The 16,624-nt window shown below is 42.1% G+C and carries 17 protein-coding genes and 1 pseudogene; 8 read left to right on the forward strand and 10 right to left on the reverse strand.

What is annotated here, in order from left to right:
* Positions 1-63: 63 nt before the first annotated feature.
* The 3 genes and pseudogenes from FJU10_RS02575 to FJU10_RS02585 all read left to right on the forward strand — a co-directional run bounded on the left by FJU10_RS02575 (position 64) and on the right by FJU10_RS02585 (position 4,057).
* A pseudogene (locus FJU10_RS02575) lies at positions 64-1,067 on the forward strand (ABC transporter substrate-binding protein).
* Positions 1,068-1,077: 10 nt separating this feature from the next.
* A complete protein-coding gene (locus FJU10_RS02580) occupies positions 1,078-2,526 on the forward strand; it encodes a sensor histidine kinase (protein ID WP_140965101.1) in 1,449 nt (482 codons plus the stop codon).
* The gene (locus FJU10_RS02585; RefSeq protein ID WP_140965102.1) at positions 2,504-4,057 is read left to right on the forward strand and encodes a response regulator; all 1,554 of its coding nucleotides are present in this window, start codon (positions 2,504-2,506) and stop codon (positions 4,055-4,057) included. Before FJU10_RS02580 ends, FJU10_RS02585 begins: the two co-directional genes overlap by 23 nt.
* Before the next feature lie 80 nt (positions 4,058-4,137).
* On the opposite strand, the gene FJU10_RS02590 is transcribed toward FJU10_RS02585, so the two are convergent.
* Together FJU10_RS02590 and FJU10_RS02595 are read right to left on the reverse strand one after the other, a co-directional pair.
* The gene (locus FJU10_RS02590; RefSeq protein WP_140965103.1) at positions 4,138-6,210 is read right to left on the reverse strand and encodes a DNA topoisomerase III; all 2,073 of its coding nucleotides are present in this window, start codon (positions 6,208-6,210) and stop codon (positions 4,138-4,140) included.
* Complete coding sequence (locus tag FJU10_RS02595) at positions 6,143-6,520, reverse strand: DUF1033 family protein (RefSeq protein WP_005227251.1); 378 nt, start codon at positions 6,518-6,520, stop codon at positions 6,143-6,145. Before FJU10_RS02595 ends, FJU10_RS02590 begins: the two co-directional genes overlap by 68 nt.
* Before the next feature lie 312 nt (positions 6,521-6,832).
* On the opposite strand from FJU10_RS02595, the gene FJU10_RS02600 reads away from it, so the two are divergent.
* The gene (locus tag FJU10_RS02600) at positions 6,833-7,693 is read left to right on the forward strand and encodes an AAA family ATPase (RefSeq protein WP_140965104.1); all 861 of its coding nucleotides are present in this window, start codon (positions 6,833-6,835) and stop codon (positions 7,691-7,693) included.
* The gene (locus FJU10_RS18970; protein ID WP_189372222.1) at positions 7,690-7,962 is read left to right on the forward strand and encodes a hypothetical protein; all 273 of its coding nucleotides are present in this window, start codon (positions 7,690-7,692) and stop codon (positions 7,960-7,962) included. Before FJU10_RS02600 ends, FJU10_RS18970 begins: the two co-directional genes overlap by 4 nt.
* Positions 7,963-8,189: 227 nt before the next feature.
* Here the strand turns inward: FJU10_RS18970 and FJU10_RS02610 are convergent, their stop codons facing one another.
* From FJU10_RS02610 to FJU10_RS02630, 5 genes are read right to left on the reverse strand one after another with little or no spacing between them, the layout of a single operon-like run.
* A complete protein-coding gene (locus tag FJU10_RS02610) occupies positions 8,190-8,942 on the reverse strand; it encodes a class II aldolase/adducin family protein (RefSeq protein ID WP_010748701.1) in 753 nt (250 codons plus the stop codon).
* Between the two features lie 17 nt (positions 8,943-8,959).
* Positions 8,960-9,211 (reverse strand): hypothetical protein, encoded by a 252-nt coding sequence (locus tag FJU10_RS02615; protein ID WP_008376154.1) that lies wholly within the window; start codon positions 9,209-9,211, stop codon positions 8,960-8,962.
* A gap of 28 nt (positions 9,212-9,239) precedes the next feature.
* Entirely contained in the window at positions 9,240-10,631 is a 1,392-nt protein-coding gene (locus FJU10_RS02620) for a PTS galactitol transporter subunit IIC (RefSeq protein WP_140965105.1), read from the reverse strand.
* Between the two features lie 36 nt (positions 10,632-10,667).
* Positions 10,668-10,967, reverse strand: a complete 300-nt coding sequence (locus tag FJU10_RS02625) for a PTS sugar transporter subunit IIB (protein ID WP_005227245.1) — start codon at positions 10,965-10,967, stop codon at positions 10,668-10,670.
* A 20-nt stretch (positions 10,968-10,987) separates the two neighbouring features.
* Positions 10,988-11,449, reverse strand: a complete 462-nt coding sequence (locus FJU10_RS02630) for a PTS sugar transporter subunit IIA (protein ID WP_140965106.1) — start codon at positions 11,447-11,449, stop codon at positions 10,988-10,990.
* Positions 11,450-11,730: 281 nt separating this feature from the next.
* Between FJU10_RS02630 and FJU10_RS02635 the strand changes: the two genes are divergently transcribed.
* Together FJU10_RS02635 and FJU10_RS02640 are read left to right on the forward strand one after the other, a co-directional pair.
* On the forward strand, positions 11,731-12,492 hold the full coding sequence (locus tag FJU10_RS02635) for a DeoR/GlpR family DNA-binding transcription regulator (protein WP_008376158.1): 762 nt from the start codon (positions 11,731-11,733) through the stop codon (positions 12,490-12,492).
* Positions 12,489-13,445, forward strand: coding sequence for a 1-phosphofructokinase family hexose kinase (locus FJU10_RS02640; protein ID WP_140965107.1), 957 nt, complete (start codon positions 12,489-12,491; stop codon positions 13,443-13,445). The genes FJU10_RS02635 and FJU10_RS02640 overlap by 4 nt, the downstream gene beginning before the upstream one ends.
* Positions 13,446-13,567: 122 nt before the next feature.
* On the opposite strand, the gene mnmA is transcribed toward FJU10_RS02640, so the two are convergent.
* A complete protein-coding gene (mnmA, locus tag FJU10_RS02645; RefSeq protein WP_077453943.1) occupies positions 13,568-14,686 on the reverse strand; it encodes a tRNA 2-thiouridine(34) synthase MnmA in 1,119 nt (372 codons plus the stop codon).
* 368 nt (positions 14,687-15,054) lie between these two features.
* On the opposite strand from mnmA, the gene FJU10_RS02650 reads away from it, so the two are divergent.
* The gene (locus FJU10_RS02650) at positions 15,055-15,768 is read left to right on the forward strand and encodes a C39 family peptidase (RefSeq protein ID WP_140965108.1); all 714 of its coding nucleotides are present in this window, start codon (positions 15,055-15,057) and stop codon (positions 15,766-15,768) included.
* 86 nt (positions 15,769-15,854) lie between these two features.
* On the opposite strand, the gene FJU10_RS02655 is transcribed toward FJU10_RS02650, so the two are convergent.
* On the reverse strand, positions 15,855-16,373 hold the full coding sequence (locus tag FJU10_RS02655; RefSeq protein ID WP_005232258.1) for an Asp23/Gls24 family envelope stress response protein: 519 nt from the start codon (positions 16,371-16,373) through the stop codon (positions 15,855-15,857).
* A 56-nt stretch (positions 16,374-16,429) separates the two neighbouring features.
* The gene (locus tag FJU10_RS02660) at positions 16,430-16,624 is read right to left on the reverse strand and encodes a DUF2273 domain-containing protein (RefSeq protein ID WP_005232259.1); all 195 of its coding nucleotides are present in this window, start codon (positions 16,622-16,624) and stop codon (positions 16,430-16,432) included.

Consider the following 16,624-nt stretch of genomic DNA (forward strand, 5'->3'; position numbering starts at 1 on the left):
TTTGATATTTTGTGTAAAGCGCTTCCGTATTTTTTAGTAGAATAGACTATAGAGGTGAAAAAAATGAGGAATATAAAAATTGGGTTGTTCGTCTGTTTGTTTCTAGCTTGCTTGGCTGGTTGCCAAGCAAACAAAGAAACAACCACTGAAACATCGGAAGAAAGTATTGTGATCGGTTTTTCCCAGTCGGGAACAGAAAGCAGCTGGCGTAAGCGTCACACCGAATCGATCCGCACTGAATTAGAGAAGGAAGGCTATGAAGTGCTCTATCGTAACGGCTATATGAATCAAGAACGTCAGATTCAAGATATCCGCAGTTTTATCGTGTATCAAGTCGATGCCATCGTCTTTACCCCGATTCAGGAAAACAATTGGGAACCGATTTTGGAAGAAGCGGCGCAAGCGGGGATTCCCGTTTTCGTGGTAGATCGTCATGTCAATGTCAGTGACCCCTCTTTATTTTTGACCCATATCGGGCCAAGCTTCAAAGCCGAGGGCAATCGTGCGGGTCTCTACGTCAGCAATTATTATAAAGAACATCAAAATGAAACGATCAATGTTTTAGAATTGACGGGACTGGATGCTACGTCTCCGACGTATTTGCGCTCAGAAGGGTTCCGAGAAACCATCAAGCGTGATTATGCCCACAACAATGTAACGATCCAAGTCAAAGATGAGCTAATGGTGACTTCATTCGCCGCAAAGGCAAAGAAGTCATTGAACAATACATCGCAGAAGGCAAAATGGAGCAGATCGATGTCTTGTTCAGTCACAATGACGAGATGACTCTCGGTGCTCTTGAAGCCCTCGAAAAAACCGATATTGAGCCAGGGAAGGATTTGGTGATCGTATCGATCGATGCCCAAAAAGAAATGATCGATAAATTGAAGCAAGGAGTGGTCAATTGTGTCGTTGAATGCAACCCAGATGCTGGTGTGTTCGTCAAAAATGCCATCTCGCGCTACTTGGCTCGCGGCGCCGATGCCATTCCTCGTGAAATCTATGTCCATGAAACGGTTTTTTCCAGTGACATGGATTTCGATCAGATTCCGCCGAGAAATTATTGAGGGAATGAAGATGAAAACAAAAAGTATCAAGGGCATCTTTCAACAGACGAATAAACTGATGATCCTCGTCGCCTTTATTCCACTCGTAGTAAGCAGTGTCTTTTACTCGCGGCAGATTTTCATTTACCAAAACACCATCAACAATATTGAAGAAGCCAATCAACTATCGGAAAAAGTCGATGCCATTGTCTTGGAAGAAATGTGGGATTTAGTCTTTGGTCAAAAAACCGTCGCACAAGTACAAGAAACCAATGTGATCGATGAACTAAGGAGCGATCTGCAACACATCCAAGAAAATACCAGCACTGCCAAAGAGCTCAATATTTTAGCGGTCGCCTTTCGGACGCTTGATTCTTTAGAAACCTATCAGCAACAGTTGATCGACAATATTCTCCAGGATGAGCCGGTGGAAAAAAACCAATACGTCATGATCCAAGTGGATTCGGTGATCGATTTGCTATCCGATATTTTGCAGCAATTCGTCGGGGTAGAGATCAGCTTAGCCAGCCAAACCAATCACGAACTAGTCCAATCCGTGTTGCTGCTGATCCTTTTTCAAGTCGTGTTGCTTTTGATCATCTTTGCGATCATCAATAAAAACCGGCGCTTTGTTCGAGATAATTTGCAATACCCGCTGGATCGGTTGTTAGACCTTTCCAATGAACTATCCCAAGGACATTTGAGCTACCGAGCAGAACTGCCCGAGACCCCAGAGCTGCGGACTCTGACGAGTAGCTTGAATCGAATGGCAGATGACTTGACTCGGCTCTTGGAAGAAAATGCCTTGAAGCAGTATCACTTAGCCCAAAGTGAGGTGCGGGTCTTACAAGCCCAGATTACCCCACATTTCATCTATAATAGTTTAGATGCGATCGTTTCTTTGATCGAAGCTGCCCGTTACGAGCAAGCAACGGAAATGACCTATGCGCTGTCGGATTTTTTCCGCATCTCACTAAGCAAAGGGCAAGACTGGATTCCGCTGGAAAAAGAATTGCGGCATGTGGACGATTACTTGAAGATTTTACAGATCCGCTATGGCAGGATGCTGTCTTACACCATTGAAGATCAAACCGTCAGTCCAGAACTACAGGTCCTGAAAATGGTCTTGCAGCCCCTTGTTGAAAACGCCGTTTATCATGGCACCAAGTTTGTCCGCCGTGTCGGTATGATTCGAATCACAGTGTCAGAACTGCCCCACCAGATTCAAATGACCATCAGTGACAACGGCGTTGGGATCGACCCTGACCGTTTGCAGGAGATTCGTCGTAACCTTAAGGAAACCACCGACCCCGACTCTGAGAACGGTTATGGCCTTTACAACGTCTATCGCCGCCTCCAGCTGAACTACGGCAGCGAAGCGCAACTGACGATCCACAGTCAATACCAAGAAGGCACCACGATTACTGTCACAGTACCAAAAAGGGAGGAACCCAACCATGTACAAAGTGTTCATAGTTGAAGATGAACATCTGATTCGCGATAGTTTGCGTCACCAAATCATGACTCTTGCCAAACAATACCCGATCGTTTATAGCGATGAAGCCGCCGATGGCGAATTGGCGCTGGCTTCGATCCTTGATCTGCGTCCGGATATTATTATCAGCGATATCAAAATGCCGTTTATGGATGGTTTGGTCTTTGCGAAAGAAGCCAAAAAATTATTGCCGCAAGTTCGCATTATTTTTGTTAGCGGCTTTGATGATTTTGACTATGCAAAAACGGCACTGCAGTTGCAAGCAGATGATTACTTGCTCAAGCCCATCAAAAACGAAGAATTAGAACAAGCCATCAAAACCGTCGTTCAACACTTAGATGAACAACAAACCACTCATCAGCAATTATCCAAAGAAGACGATTTATTCGAAATGGAAATCAAAAAAAATCACTTTCTGAATCACCTCTTTAAACAAAAGATCACGATCTCAGAAGCCTTTTTGCAAGCAGAAGAACTGGGCCGGCGCTTTTCAGGCAAACAGTTTTGTGTGCTGTTAGCAAAAACCCCCTTCAATCAAAGCTTTTCTGACTACACTCGCTTTAGCCAGCAGCTGACCAAAGCCTATGAGCAAGATGATGCCGTCTTGTTCTCCAGTGTGTCCAGTCGCTTCATCAAGTTTTTACTTTTTGACCACGACCGAGAACAAGTTTTAGAAAAAGCCTATCAGATCGCTCAAAGCCTCGTTCATGGTTCTGGGGAAGAAGTAGCAGTGGCGATCGGACCGGTAGCAGATCGCTTCTCAGGCATCCCTCTTTCTTATCAGAAAGCTCGCGACATGCTAAAAACCTATGGCAGCATCCGCAAGGAAAAAATCATCAGCTATGAAGACGACATTCGCGAAGGGGAACTGTCCCCCACCAATCCCTTCAAAACCGACCTTGCTTCACGGCTGGCAAGTGCTGGGAAACAGACGATCCCTGAGCTGATCGCTGAATTGATGGCGCCTCAAGGAACCGTTGAGCGAACGCAAATGTACCGTTTGTTCGTCTTAGTCGAACTGCTAGCATTGTTGAAGAAAAAAGGCAGTCATTCGCTGCCCCAGATCGTTCAGCACGCCCATGACTTAGATTATCTAGCGGCATTGACCCATGAGCCAGAGAACTATCAAACGACTCTGGCAGAACTGTTGCCATTATTGACCAAACAACCCATCAATACTGCAATGGCGAAATATCAAAGCGTCATCAATCAAGCCAAAGCCTTTATCAGTGAGCACTTTTCTGATCCCAATATTTCCTTAAATGTAGTTGCTGAAAAAGTTCATTTGAGTCCAGCACATTTTAGCACCATCTTCTCGCAAGCCACTGATTCTACGTTTATCGAATACTTGACCGAGCAACGGTTGACCTTAGCTAAGGAACTGCTGTTAACGTCCAATCTGCGGCTATCTGAGATCGCCTTTGATGTTGGCTACAATGACCCAAATTATTTTTCCTTTTTGTTCAAAAAGAAAGAAAAAATCTCACCGAAAGAATACCGTCAAAAAAATGCCTAGATGAGTGAATGGATGGATGCAAAAAAGAGCGAGGAACAGCAAAATCGTCCTCACTCTTTTTTATTTTCTACCTCATTCAGTTATTTCTTCTCCATAGCAGCTTTTAAAGCAGCTGCTAATGGGCTTTCTTGCGGTTCTTCTTGATTGATTTTGTTCATCAAGCGGCGTTCTTCGTGTTTCGACAGCTTTTTGCTGCGCTCTTTTTTATGCGCCATTTTTTCGGTGATCCCATCGAATTTACAGCGGAAATAGGCGCCATTTTTGCCCTCAATGATCTCCATCTTTCGGTGACATTGCGGGCAACGTCGGTTCGAAACTTTCGGGTCTTTCCGACGACGGTACTTGCAGGTGCCACTGGAGCAAACATAGATCTTGCCATCACGGGTATTTTTCTCCCGCAATGGTTCGCCACATTCTGGACAACGTTTTTGGGTCAATGAGAAATCTTGATACTTGCTTTCACTTTGCTTGATTTCTTTGACCAGTTGTTTTGTGTCTGCTTCGATTTGTGCGAGGAAGGTTTGGGCAGAATAGGTGCCTTTCGCGATGGCTTCCAGTTCCTTCTCCCATTTTTCCGTCAATTCTGGTGTCACCAAGGATGGATTGACTAAGACTAACAGCTGCTTGCCTTTTGGTGATACTTGCAAGCCGCTTGGGGTCCGCTCCATCAGCTCAGATTTGATCAGCTTTTCAATGATCTCCGCACGGGTTGCCGGCGTACCAAGACTGTGTTTTTCCATTTTGCCTAAAAGAGTTCCTTCATTCAACGGTTTCGGTGGTGTAGTCAACTCTTTCTGGATGGTAAAATCAGGCTTGACGGTACTGCCTTTTTGCCAAGCCACATCACTGGTTTCTTCTTCGGAAGTCGTTTTCCATCCCGCTTCTAACACGGTATTGCGGTTGAACACAAAGGTCTCAGAACCAAAGGTCACGGTCACTTTCTGCTGCTGCTTTTTATGGGGTTTCGCAAAGAGCATCAAGAAACGACTAACGATCATTTGATAGATCCGTTGTTCATCGGTAGTTAATTTTTCATACCGTGCCCGCTGTTCCGTTGGCAACAAGGCATGGTGATCGGTAACTTTTTTATCATTGAAGACAGCTTGCTGCACCACTTGTCCACCATTTTTCAAGTATCCTTTGACTTCTGGGGCAAAATCCGCAACTGCCTGCAGGCGTTCCTTCATGGTTGCCTTCATATCATTGGTCAAATACTTGGAATCCGTCCTTGGATAAGTGACGATCTTGTGGGTTTCATACAAGCTTTGAACAAGCGACAAGGTCTTCTTGGCTGAAAACCCATAACGCTGATTGGCTTCTCGTTGGATCTCGGTCAAATCGTAGGGCAGTGGTGCACTTTCTGTTTTGACCTTTTCTTCGATCGCTGTCACGCGACCATTTTGTTGACTCATCTGTTTGACCAATGCTTCGGCATCGCTGCGTTCTTTTAATTGATAAGGATTTTTTTGCTGCAGGCGAGCCTTGGCATCGCCTACGTTTAGGGTAATCACATGATAGGTTTGCGGACGGAAACTTTCGATCTGCATTTCCTGACTGCGCACCAAAGCTAAGGTAGGGGTTTGGACCCGACCCGCACTAAGATTGTCTTGATATTTGACCGTCAATGCCCGCGTGACATTCAATCCTACCAGCCAGTCGGCTTTTGCCCGCGCAAGGGCGGAGTAGTAAAGATTGTCGTAGTGCTTGGCTGACTGCAATTTTGCAAAACCTTCTTTGATGGCTTTGGGGGTTTGCGAAGAAATCCACAAACGTTTGACTGGTTTGTCAAAACGAACCCACTCCAAAATCCAGCGAGCGACTAGCTCCCCTTCTCTTCCCGCATCAGTAGCGATCACAACTTCCCCGACATCTTTTCTTTGAGCCAATTGTTTGATGGCTTTTAGTTGATGACCGGTTTTTGGCAACGGCTTGATCCCAATGGACTTAGGGATCATCGGTAATGTTTCCATCTGCCATGATGCCCAGTCTTTATTTAGATCTTCAGGCATTTTCAAGCCCAATAAATGACCAAGGGCCCAAGTAACGATCGCCTTGGGTCCTTCGTAATAATTTTTATGTTTTTGCTCACAGCCCAAAACTTTGCTGAGGTCTTTGGCAACGCTTGGCTTTTCCGCTAGAATTAGTTGTTTCATAAAAATCTTTCCTGCTTTCATCGACGACTTGCTGATATTCTTTAAGCAATGCCAGTCCAATATATTGTTGGAGGTAATCGTCGCATTCTTCGCACCAGCGTTCGTCTTCTTCATTCCAAAAAGCCGTCATAAAGTTTGATTTTGCATTTATGTACGAATACTCTTCTCTGATTTCTTGCCATTTTTGTTCATAAAATGACTGCGCCTCGCTGAAAGTTGCAAATGTGAACGCCTCTTGAATATCTGACTGCCATCCCTCAAAAAACCACCACGGTTCATTGTCCCCATACATGACTACTACTTGATACATTCCATTGCTCCTTTCACGATTCCTTCCTCATATTAGTCACTTTTACTTAAACTTGCAAGGAATAAGTTTCAGCATTTAAACATCGCTTAAAGAATTCATTAAACCTTCGTTTTTTTGTACGTTTTATCAGTTGCTTAAGATTACATCATTTCTATGCCCTTATAGTCTAGCACAGAAGTTTCCTGTTGTGAATATAACAGGAAAAGATTAAAAAAATAGCAAACAAGATTTATTTTAACCTCGCAAAAAAATTTTTATCTGTGATGGATATGCTACAATAATGGCAACCACGAAACTGCCAGGAGGTGCCCCATGTATCTCGAACAAATCACTTTTCCCGATCAAGAAACCGAGTTTGATTTTTTCCTTTCTATCCAACGGACTGTCTATGATTCTTACTACCCTTTTCAGATTCTCAGTGCCCGCCGTTTTCAGCAGATCGATTTTGAACCAATCACGATTTTATATGGCGGTAATGGTTCTGGCAAAACCACTGCATTGAACGTGATTGCCGAAAAGATCCACGCGCAGCGCTTTGCTGCGTATAATCGGTCGAATTTTTTCGAGGACTATTTATCCTACTGTACTGCTCGTAGCAACGACGAACCGCAAGAAAAAGTGCTTTTGACCAGCGATGACGTCTTTGACTTCATGCTGGATATTCGAAACTTAAATCAAGGGATCGATCATCGCCGAGAAGAAGTGTTTCAAGAATACTACCAAGCAAAGTATGCGGACTTTCGTTTCACAGGTTTTGACGATTACCATGAATTGAAGAAAATCAATCTCGCACGATCCAACACACAGTCCAAATTCACCCGCAAGCACTTGATCGACAACGTCCGAGAATATTCCAATGGTGAAAGTGCCTTTCGCTTCTTTCAAGAAAAAATTCGTCCCAACAGTCTTTACTTATTAGATGAACCAGAAAATTCCCTTTCTGCTGATCGTCAGTTGGAACTAGTGCAGTTACTGGAAGATTTCGTCCGCTATGAACAGTGCCAATTCATTATTGCTACCCATAGTCCTTTCGTTTTATCTTTAAAGGAAGCCAAAATCTATGATTTGGATCAAACGCCCGTCGATGTGCGGAAGTGGACGCAGTTAGCTAGTGTCCAGCAGTATTACCATTTTTTTCAAGCACATCAAGCCGAATTTGATGATCGATCATGACCAAAGTAAACCATTTTCCGCCAAAGATTTCTTTTGGTGGCTTTTTTCCGTCGCACTCACACAAAGACCAAAATCAAATTGATCAGCGCAATAAAGAAGGCGACACCCCCCGCAATTTTGTCCCACTTGACTTCTGCTTGGTTATACTGATCGGAATGCCCCGCAATCTGAGAGGACAAAAAGTAGAACTTTTTACAACAATCAAATACCCGGCTAAACCAAATAGTACGGCTAAGGCAAGTTGGTTGATTTGGCTTGAAATGACCTGATTCTGATGAAGCATTACCACCCCTACGACACTAACGTCCCTCATTTCATGAGGTTGGATCTTGTACGATTCATGCACCTCCCCCTTTCTTTTAAAAATGCCAATACATCAAAAACATTCATTTTCTGACTAAATTATAGCATATTTTGAATAAAAAAATAAAATCCAAGAACTCGTAAACGAATGTTCTTGGATTTTTATCAATCAAAAAAGATGATTACTTGCTGGCTAATCACCACCAGCAAAAATTTCTTCTTTATTATAAATCGGTGTATGTTTTTTCAAGTCTTCAAGGGTTCCTACTTGTCTCCCTTTGGAGTAAAAACCATCTAACAAGCCTAAAGATTGAAAAATCGTTTGCTTATAGGCAATTTCCGCATTCCATTCCGTGGTATCTAGTATTTGCAAAGCTTTATGGATTGCTTCGATGCCAGATGCTCCTGGCGCACTGATCAGTACCCCATGACTGTTGAGGAGTAACATATTCGGTAAGGCGAGTTGTTCTTTTTTCATATAATCAGAAACTAATTCTGCTAATTCTGGTGAGCAATTAGGTTCAAAGTCTAGTACAGGAATATAGCCAATTTTTTGGGTCGCTTCCGTTAAGTTAGGCATATCCAATCCGGCGGTTGCCCAAAACATCGAGTGAGGAGAATGGGCATGTAAGACTGCTTTTATCGCTGGATTCGTATCATAAACCGCTTCGTGTAAGTTGATTTCTCGTGTCAGCTGACCTACCCCATCAATCACCTTTCTCGTATGAGGCTCAACAACTAAAATCTGGGCTGGTGAGACTTCTCCTAAATAGGCTTCTGACATCATAGTTGGTGTCATAATAATGTATTCTTTTCCAGTTTCATCGGTTGTTTTAAAAGAAAAATTACCGCCTGCAACATTTGTATTCTTCCTGGTAAAAATCAATTTTACGATTCGTGCTAAATCTTCCCGTTCTCTTTCAAAAATCATCCGTCCATCTGACATATTCAAGACCACCTTTTTTATTTTTCAAACGTTTTGTTGCGTAAGATTGTTTGAACAGCTTCTCTTACTTTGGCTGCTTCTTCCTCTTTTTTCTTTTTCCGTTCATCGTATTCTTTAAAAAGTACTGGACTGCCATATTTATACACACAGACTGCTAGACCAATCGCTACGACATTAAATAGGTACTGTTGTGTCACCAAAGCTAAGAGATAGCAGCCAATTGCTAGAAAAAGAAGCAATTGCCATTTTATTTTTTCGCTCTTTCCCATTCCTGTCGCCCTTTCCTTTTTGAAAATATTAGCCATTCGTCGCACGCACTTGCGTCGATTGGGTCCCTTGTTCTTCATATCTTTGACTTGGTACTTTTACCTTGCTCATATATTTATACAACCAGACAAACATTGCGATAAACACAACGGAACCGACGATACCCAAGATATTTCCTTTAAACGCTTCTGCAAATAAAATTCGAAATTCTGGTCCTTCGATCGAAGACCAAGTGATTTGCTGCCCTTTTTGTATTCCTTCTACTGCGCCGGTTCGATCTGCTAAGCCCGTTAAGATCGGCGTCAAATACGTAGCTGCATATAGATAGATTGGCATCGAAATAACCCCCATGATCAGCATACGAACCAAGTTTCCGCCAGTAAGCAATAATCCACCTACTGCGATCGAATAGTTAATGATTCCTGCTAAAGGCAACACAGCATTTCCTGGCAAGATGATGGCATAGCCAATAAAGACAGGTACCAACAAGATAGCAGTGACCCAAATCTCAGAGCGACCAGCTAATACAGGCCAATCTAACCCAATGTAAACTTCCCGATCTTTAAAGCGTTTTTTCATCATTTCCGACATTGCATCAGCAAGTGGTGAAAGGGACTGCATAAACATTTTTGAGATCATTGGGAACAAAGCCATTGCAGTCGCGATTTGAATAGCTAAGTTCAGTGAGCCTGACACGCCATAAGCTGCAGCTAATCCCAAGCCCAAACCAATGAGAAAGCCCATCACCGAATTTTCAGAGAAGATACCGATTTTCTTTTTTAAGGCTTTGGTATCTGCCCGTCGATTAAAGAAAGGAATTTTATCCATAATCACATTGATCGGTAATAAAAGCACTGCTGAAATATTCATCAAGTGGGTCACTGTTACTAAAGGAATACCAGTCAAATCCTCAATGTGGCGTTGGAACATATCCCCCATTTTAAGTTCCAAGATAACCTGTACGATGGCGGTGATAAACCCAGCAAGTAAACTTCCACTGATAAAGTAGACCAGATAGGCAGTCAGCGCTTTGCCCCATACATTCCACATATCGACATTCAACGTCTTGGTCCAGTTCAAAATCAACATGACAAAATTCACACCAAGAACGACAGCAAAGAAAACAAATGCATAGGACCATGACCAGGTGATACTTGCCGCTCCTGTCCACCCTAAATCTAGCGCAGGCAAGTTCAAGCCAGTATTTTTTGCCAATGCTTCGGAAGCTGGACTAACTGCATTTGACATAAAACCAATGACCATCGACATCCCAGTAAAAGCAATACCTAACGTGATTGCAGACATAAAGGCTTTTTTGAATTTCATCCCTGCAACCAAGCCTAGGATTAAAATGATTAGCGGCACAAAAATAGCGGAACCTAAACCTAAGATATAATTGATAATGTCTTGAAATACTTGCATTTTTTTCACTTCTTTCTTTTGATAGGATGTTTTGTACTAGCCAATCAATTCTTTGATTTCTTCATAAATCGTATCCATACCCATACCGGTAAGAAACGGAATCCCAGCAAAAACGTGTACACCTAGCTCAGCGGCTTTTTCCAATACTTCATCATCTGGCTGAGCAACATACACATAAATTCCTGTCGACGGCAATTCATTTTGGATCGACTTGTAATCAACAGCTTCAACGGGGAAATCGATTCCGTCATCTTCAAGCATTCCAGCAATTTTACTTGCGATCGTTTGACTTGTTGCAACGCCACTTCCACATGCTACGATCAATCTTCTTTTCATCTTAAATTCCTCCAAAAATTTTATTTTGTATACTGAGTAACTAGCTGATAAATTCCCTGCACTTCTTGTGTTTCAATGAATGCCTTTACAAATCCTTCATCCATAAATAATGCCATTAACGATTGCAGTAAGCCGACTTGCTCTTTTGGTTCTTTGATCCCTAGAAAAAAGAGATCCTTGACCTGCATTTCTTGACTGTCCCCCATTTGCTTCATCTTCACCTCGTTTTTCAGACGCACGATCGCAATAAAAGGCTTTTCGACATACGCTGGTTCTGAATGAGGCAAGCCAATATTCAAATACTGTGTAATTAGTCCAGTTGGAAAGGCTTGTTCTCTTGCTAGTAATCCTTCTAGATACTGTTCATTCACAAAACCTTGTTGCTGTAATCGTTTGGCTATTTCTTCAAATAGTTCTTTCAACTCCTCTCCTTCCACATCGAGAAAAATTAGCCTTTCATCAAACATGCTCGTATAGCCCACCTATTCTTCCTCCTTGTTCAACTCAAATGATAAATATTGTTAAAGTTTGTTACAATTTGTTTTACAATGTAAATATACAATAGTTGATTTTTCTTGTCAACGCTTTCTTTTGGTATTTTTTTCAAACTAATTCCTTTCACCAATACACGAAACTATCAAACTTTAACAAATATGAACATTTTTCCTTGCTTTTTCCAAAAGTAAATGCTATTAATTAATGTATAAAGAACACCGATAAAAAAGAAACTTAAAAAAATCGTTAATCAACCAGAGGTGAAACTATGTTAAAGAAAGAACGGCAAGAAAAAATTCTAGCGCTAGTGAATCAGCACGATTACTTATCCATTGCAGAAATAGCCAAAACATTAGACGTTTCCGATATGACCATTCGTAGAGATATTACAGAGTTAGCGAATCAATCTTTATTGGTAAAAATCTATGGTGGCGCCCAAAAACTCGAAAAAATCGAACACGAGCTTTCTACTCAAGAAAAAATCGATACGAACGTTGCCGAAAAGAAATTCATCGGAAAAGTAATGAACAGTATCATATCAGACAACGATACTATCTATATCGGTGCGGGAACTACGATGCTCCACGCTTTACCTGAACTAAAAAAAGCAAACTTATTCGTGATCACAAATAGTTTACTTGCTTTTAATTATTTGATTTACAACACAGACTATCGTGTCTTATTGACCGGTGGAGAATTTTCCCGCACGACGGAAGAATTTTATGGGGAAACAGCAGAGAAGAGTTTTGAAAATTTAAATATCGATATCGCTTTTGCTGCTACAAATGGGATCTTTGAAAATAATATCACCACTGCAAATCTTGTTGAAGGTTCGATTCAACGAGTCGCATTCAAACATTCCCGCAAAAAATGCATCGTTGCAGATAGTTCCAAGTTTAATCGCTCTGACGTTTATACCTTCTACTCGCTTTCAGATATCGACTATTTGATCACTGATGATAAACTTTCTGAGACTACTTTTGACTATTATCGTTCCTTTACAGAGATCCTCAAGGAGGAACAAAAATGATTTTAACCATCACAATGAACCCTTCCATGGACTACAACTATCTTGTTCCTTCGCTAAAATTGGATCAAGTAAATCGGGTAGATAACCCACATACATCAATTGGAGGAAAAGGCATCAATGCTGGCAGAGTCATCGCACAATCTGGGGAAGCCGTTTTATTGACAGGTATTTTAGGTGGACCTGTAGGCAAAACGATCCTTGATTCTTTACTAGCTGAAGAACGTTATGTATTGGATTTCCTCACCATCGACGGCAATTCTCGCAATGCGATCACGATCATGCATGACGGTAACACTCATACTGAGCTAGTAGAAAAAGGACTTTATCTGTCGGAGGAAAACGAACAACTTTTTTACCAACACCTTGCAGCAATAATTAAACAACACCCCATCACGGTCGTCTGTATTTCTGGATCAGTAAATTCTGATAATGGACACTTTCACGATCAGTTGCTTCAATTCATCCGTCAATCATTAGGTGAACAAGTCCCGATCCTCATGGATATAGCTGGGGAACAACTAAAAAATTGTTTGACTCAAACGAATGCTCGTCCGAATTTTATTAAACCAAATCAACAGGAATTAGAAGAACTAATGGGTCAAAAATTGCATTCATCGCAAGACATTTTCTCTGTCTTAGAGAGCACTCTTTTCGAAGGGATCGACACCGTCATGGTTTCTCAAGGCGGCGATGGGGCAATCGTTAAACACCAGTCGACTTTTTTTAAGATCGAGATCCCTAAAATCGCCATCGTTAATACGACTGGCTGTGGCGATTCAACCGTTGGTGGTATGGCTGTTGCAATGAATAAACAGTATTCAATGGAACAAGCATTGACCTATTCGATGGCTTGTGGCATGTCTAATGCGCTTTCGAAAACAAACGGTACGATCGATCCTGCACAAGTCGCTACATTTAGCGAACAGATCCACCTTTTCAAGATCAAAGAATAATCGGCTACCTATTTTTGGTTCTCTTGATTACGCAAAACATTCGTTGGTACAAATAAAAAAAGCCCTAGCTAAGTGCAACTGATTGGTTCAGTGTTCTTAGCTAGGACTGATTGTGTTAGTGGTTAAACATATTGTAATTCTTTGGCTTCTTTGTAGGCTGCATCGATCAAACCGCCGCCCAAGCATTCCATGCCGTCATAAAAAACGACTGCTTGTCCAGGAGTGATGGCGCGCACTGGTTCGTCAAAAATCACTTCTGCCCGATCTCCATCTAATAGACGCACCGTTACTGGTACATCTTGTTGACGGTAGCGGAATTTTGCTGTGCATGAAAATTCCGTTCCGCGATCTTGGTCTGTGGTAAAGTGGATTTGGCTTGCTTCCAAGCGATCTGCATACAATGCGGGGTGATGGAATCCTTGCCCCACATACAAAGTGTTGGTTGCTAAGTCTTTTCCAACTACAAACCATGGTTCTTGAGTGGCACCGCCGCCGCCAATGCCTAAGCCTTGACGTTGTCCGATGGTATAGTACATCAAGCCATCGTGTTGTCCTTTGACTTCGCCATCTAATGTAACCATGTTGCCTTTTTTCGCTGGCAAGTAATTACTCAAAAATTGTTTGAAATTCTTTTCTCCGATAAAGCAAACACCAGTGGAATCTTTTTTCTTGGCTGTTGCTAGACCGGCCCGTTCAGCGATCGCTCGTACTTCTGATTTTTCCATACCGCCTAGTGGGAACATGGTTTTGCTCAATTGTTCTTGTGACAATTGGCTTAAGAAATACGTTTGATCTTTGTTGTTATCCACGCCTCGCAACATATGGGTCACGCCGTTTTCATCAACGGTCACTTGCGCATAATGGCCGGTTGCTACATAATCGGCACCAAGATCCATCGCATAATCCAAAAAGGCTTTGAACTTGATTTCCTTGTTACACATGACATCTGGATTAGGTGTCCGTCCGGCACGGTATTCTGCAAGGAAATATTCAAATACACGGTCCCAATATTCTTTTTCGAAATTCACTGAATAATAAGGAATCCCGATTTGCGCAGCCACTTTGGCTACGTCTTTGTAGTCTTCTGTTGCGGTACAAACACCGTTTTCATCGGTATCATCCCAATTTTTCATAAAGATCCCGACAACATCATACCCTTGTTCTTTCAGCAAAAGTGCTGTTACTGACGAGTCTACCCCGCCACTCATTCCAACCACCACCCGGGTGTTTTCGTTAGACATGATTGTTTCACCATCATTTCAATTATAGATTCTGAAATCATCTACGATTTGAAGGTCGCAACTTTTCAGTAATTTGCATTATACAACAAAACACAAAAAACTTCACTGTTTGCTGTCTTTTCTTAAAAATTCCTTTTTTAGAAAAGACATCTGGAGAGAAGTGGCTGTTCGTTATTCCACCCACTCAGCCAAATAGAGGAAGCGCTGCTTTTGTGTCTGTCATCGACAGCTGTCCAAACAGCAAAAACTTACTTTTCAAATGGTGGTTGTCATAAAATCGTATGAAATTCTTCAGGAAATGCAGAAATGCTCTTATTAGAAAAAGACTATACTTCTCTTAGATACTACTTTACGAGGAGGGGCATTTCATGCGATCGCACACAAGGACATCAAAAACTAGGAGAAACGATGGGAAGAAAAAGAAGAGCCTTGCACTGCTGCTTTTTCTCATCGGTGGTGTGTTTGTCATTCATTACGTGATTGATCAGGTCAGGGATGCTACGTTTGATCAGACAGCGCTTGTCTCAAAACAGTTCACTCGCCAAGCCAATCAAGCGATTCAACAAGCGATGGCAGACACGCAGCAACTGCCGTTGATTGTACAAACCGATCAACGCTGGGGTAATAGCCCATATGGATATGGAGAAGAGCAAAATACGTTTGCGGCAAACGGGTGCGCTATTGCTTCTTTAGCCATGATCGATGCTTTTTGGACGGATCATCCGCCGAATCCTGACAAACTATTAAAGTGGGCTGGCGATCAATTTTATCTTCCCAAACAAGGAACCAGTTGGCAAATCTTTCCTCAGTTTGCCGAAGCTTTTGGTTACCAATTTGCCGATTTAGGGGATTCATTTGAGGCTGCCTATGAGAAAATGACACAAGGCATCCCCGTTGTGGTCTCGGTTCAAGCAGGAACCTTTACGACATCCGGACATATCATGGTATTGGCTTTGAACAAAGAAGGAAATATCCAAGTATTCGATCCTAATGATTCCCCCGAAAAAGCCCATTATGAGAAAAGCTATCCTAACGATGTCTTTCAAGCAGAAGGAATCCATTATTGGAGCTTTTGGCTTTGATGTTCTGATCGGCTGAAGCTGCAAAAATACACCTTTTGTGGGACAAAAAAAGACTAGCCGAAGCTAGTCTTTTGCTTATCTTGCTATTATTGAACGCGTGGTTCGTTGTTTTCTTGAATACGCGTCGTTGTCCGGTTGAAGGCACCTTTGGCTTTACGTGTTTGTTTTGACGCAAAGTCGCCAGTTGTTTCTGCCGCACTGCTTACTTTGTCTTGAACTGTTTCAGAGTCTTTTTCGAATTGTTCACGTGTTTTGACATCTGCTACATTCACGTTTACTTCGATGACTTCTAAATTCGTCATTTTGTTGACTTGTGTTGAAACAACCTCTTTGATTTGGTCGTAGATCGTGGTCATGTCGCTGCCATATTCTGCAACGATATCAAGATCGACTGCCACTTGTTTTTTCCCAACTTCAACGTTGATCCCTGAAGTCACATCATCGGTGTTGACTAATTTACCTGCAATATTTGAGAAGAAACCGCCATCGACTGTTAAGAGTCCGTCTACAGATTCTAATGCAATGCCTACGATTTTTTGAATCACTTTATCTTCGTAAGTTAATTCTCCTTTAACACCTGTTGTTGGTTTTGTTTGGTTTTCCATCGTACATTCCTCCTACTATAATCTTGATATAAATTAAACTAATAATGTTACCAAAGTTAACGGCGCGGTCTTTGAAATTGTTCAAAGAATCCGACTTCTTTGAGATAAAATCCCAGATACGTACCTAGTGCCGTAAACAGCACCAGCAGTATGGTTTTCAAAAAGCCGATCGTTAGAAACAGGATCGCTAGGATCAAACCGAAACCTGCAAAGATAAGCGGGATCTTATAGTGGTAGAACCATTCACTCAT

This window comes from Enterococcus sp. OL5 (assembly GCF_006491895.1).
In the GTDB taxonomy this organism is placed as follows: domain Bacteria; phylum Bacillota; class Bacilli; order Lactobacillales; family Enterococcaceae; genus Enterococcus_D; species Enterococcus_D innesii.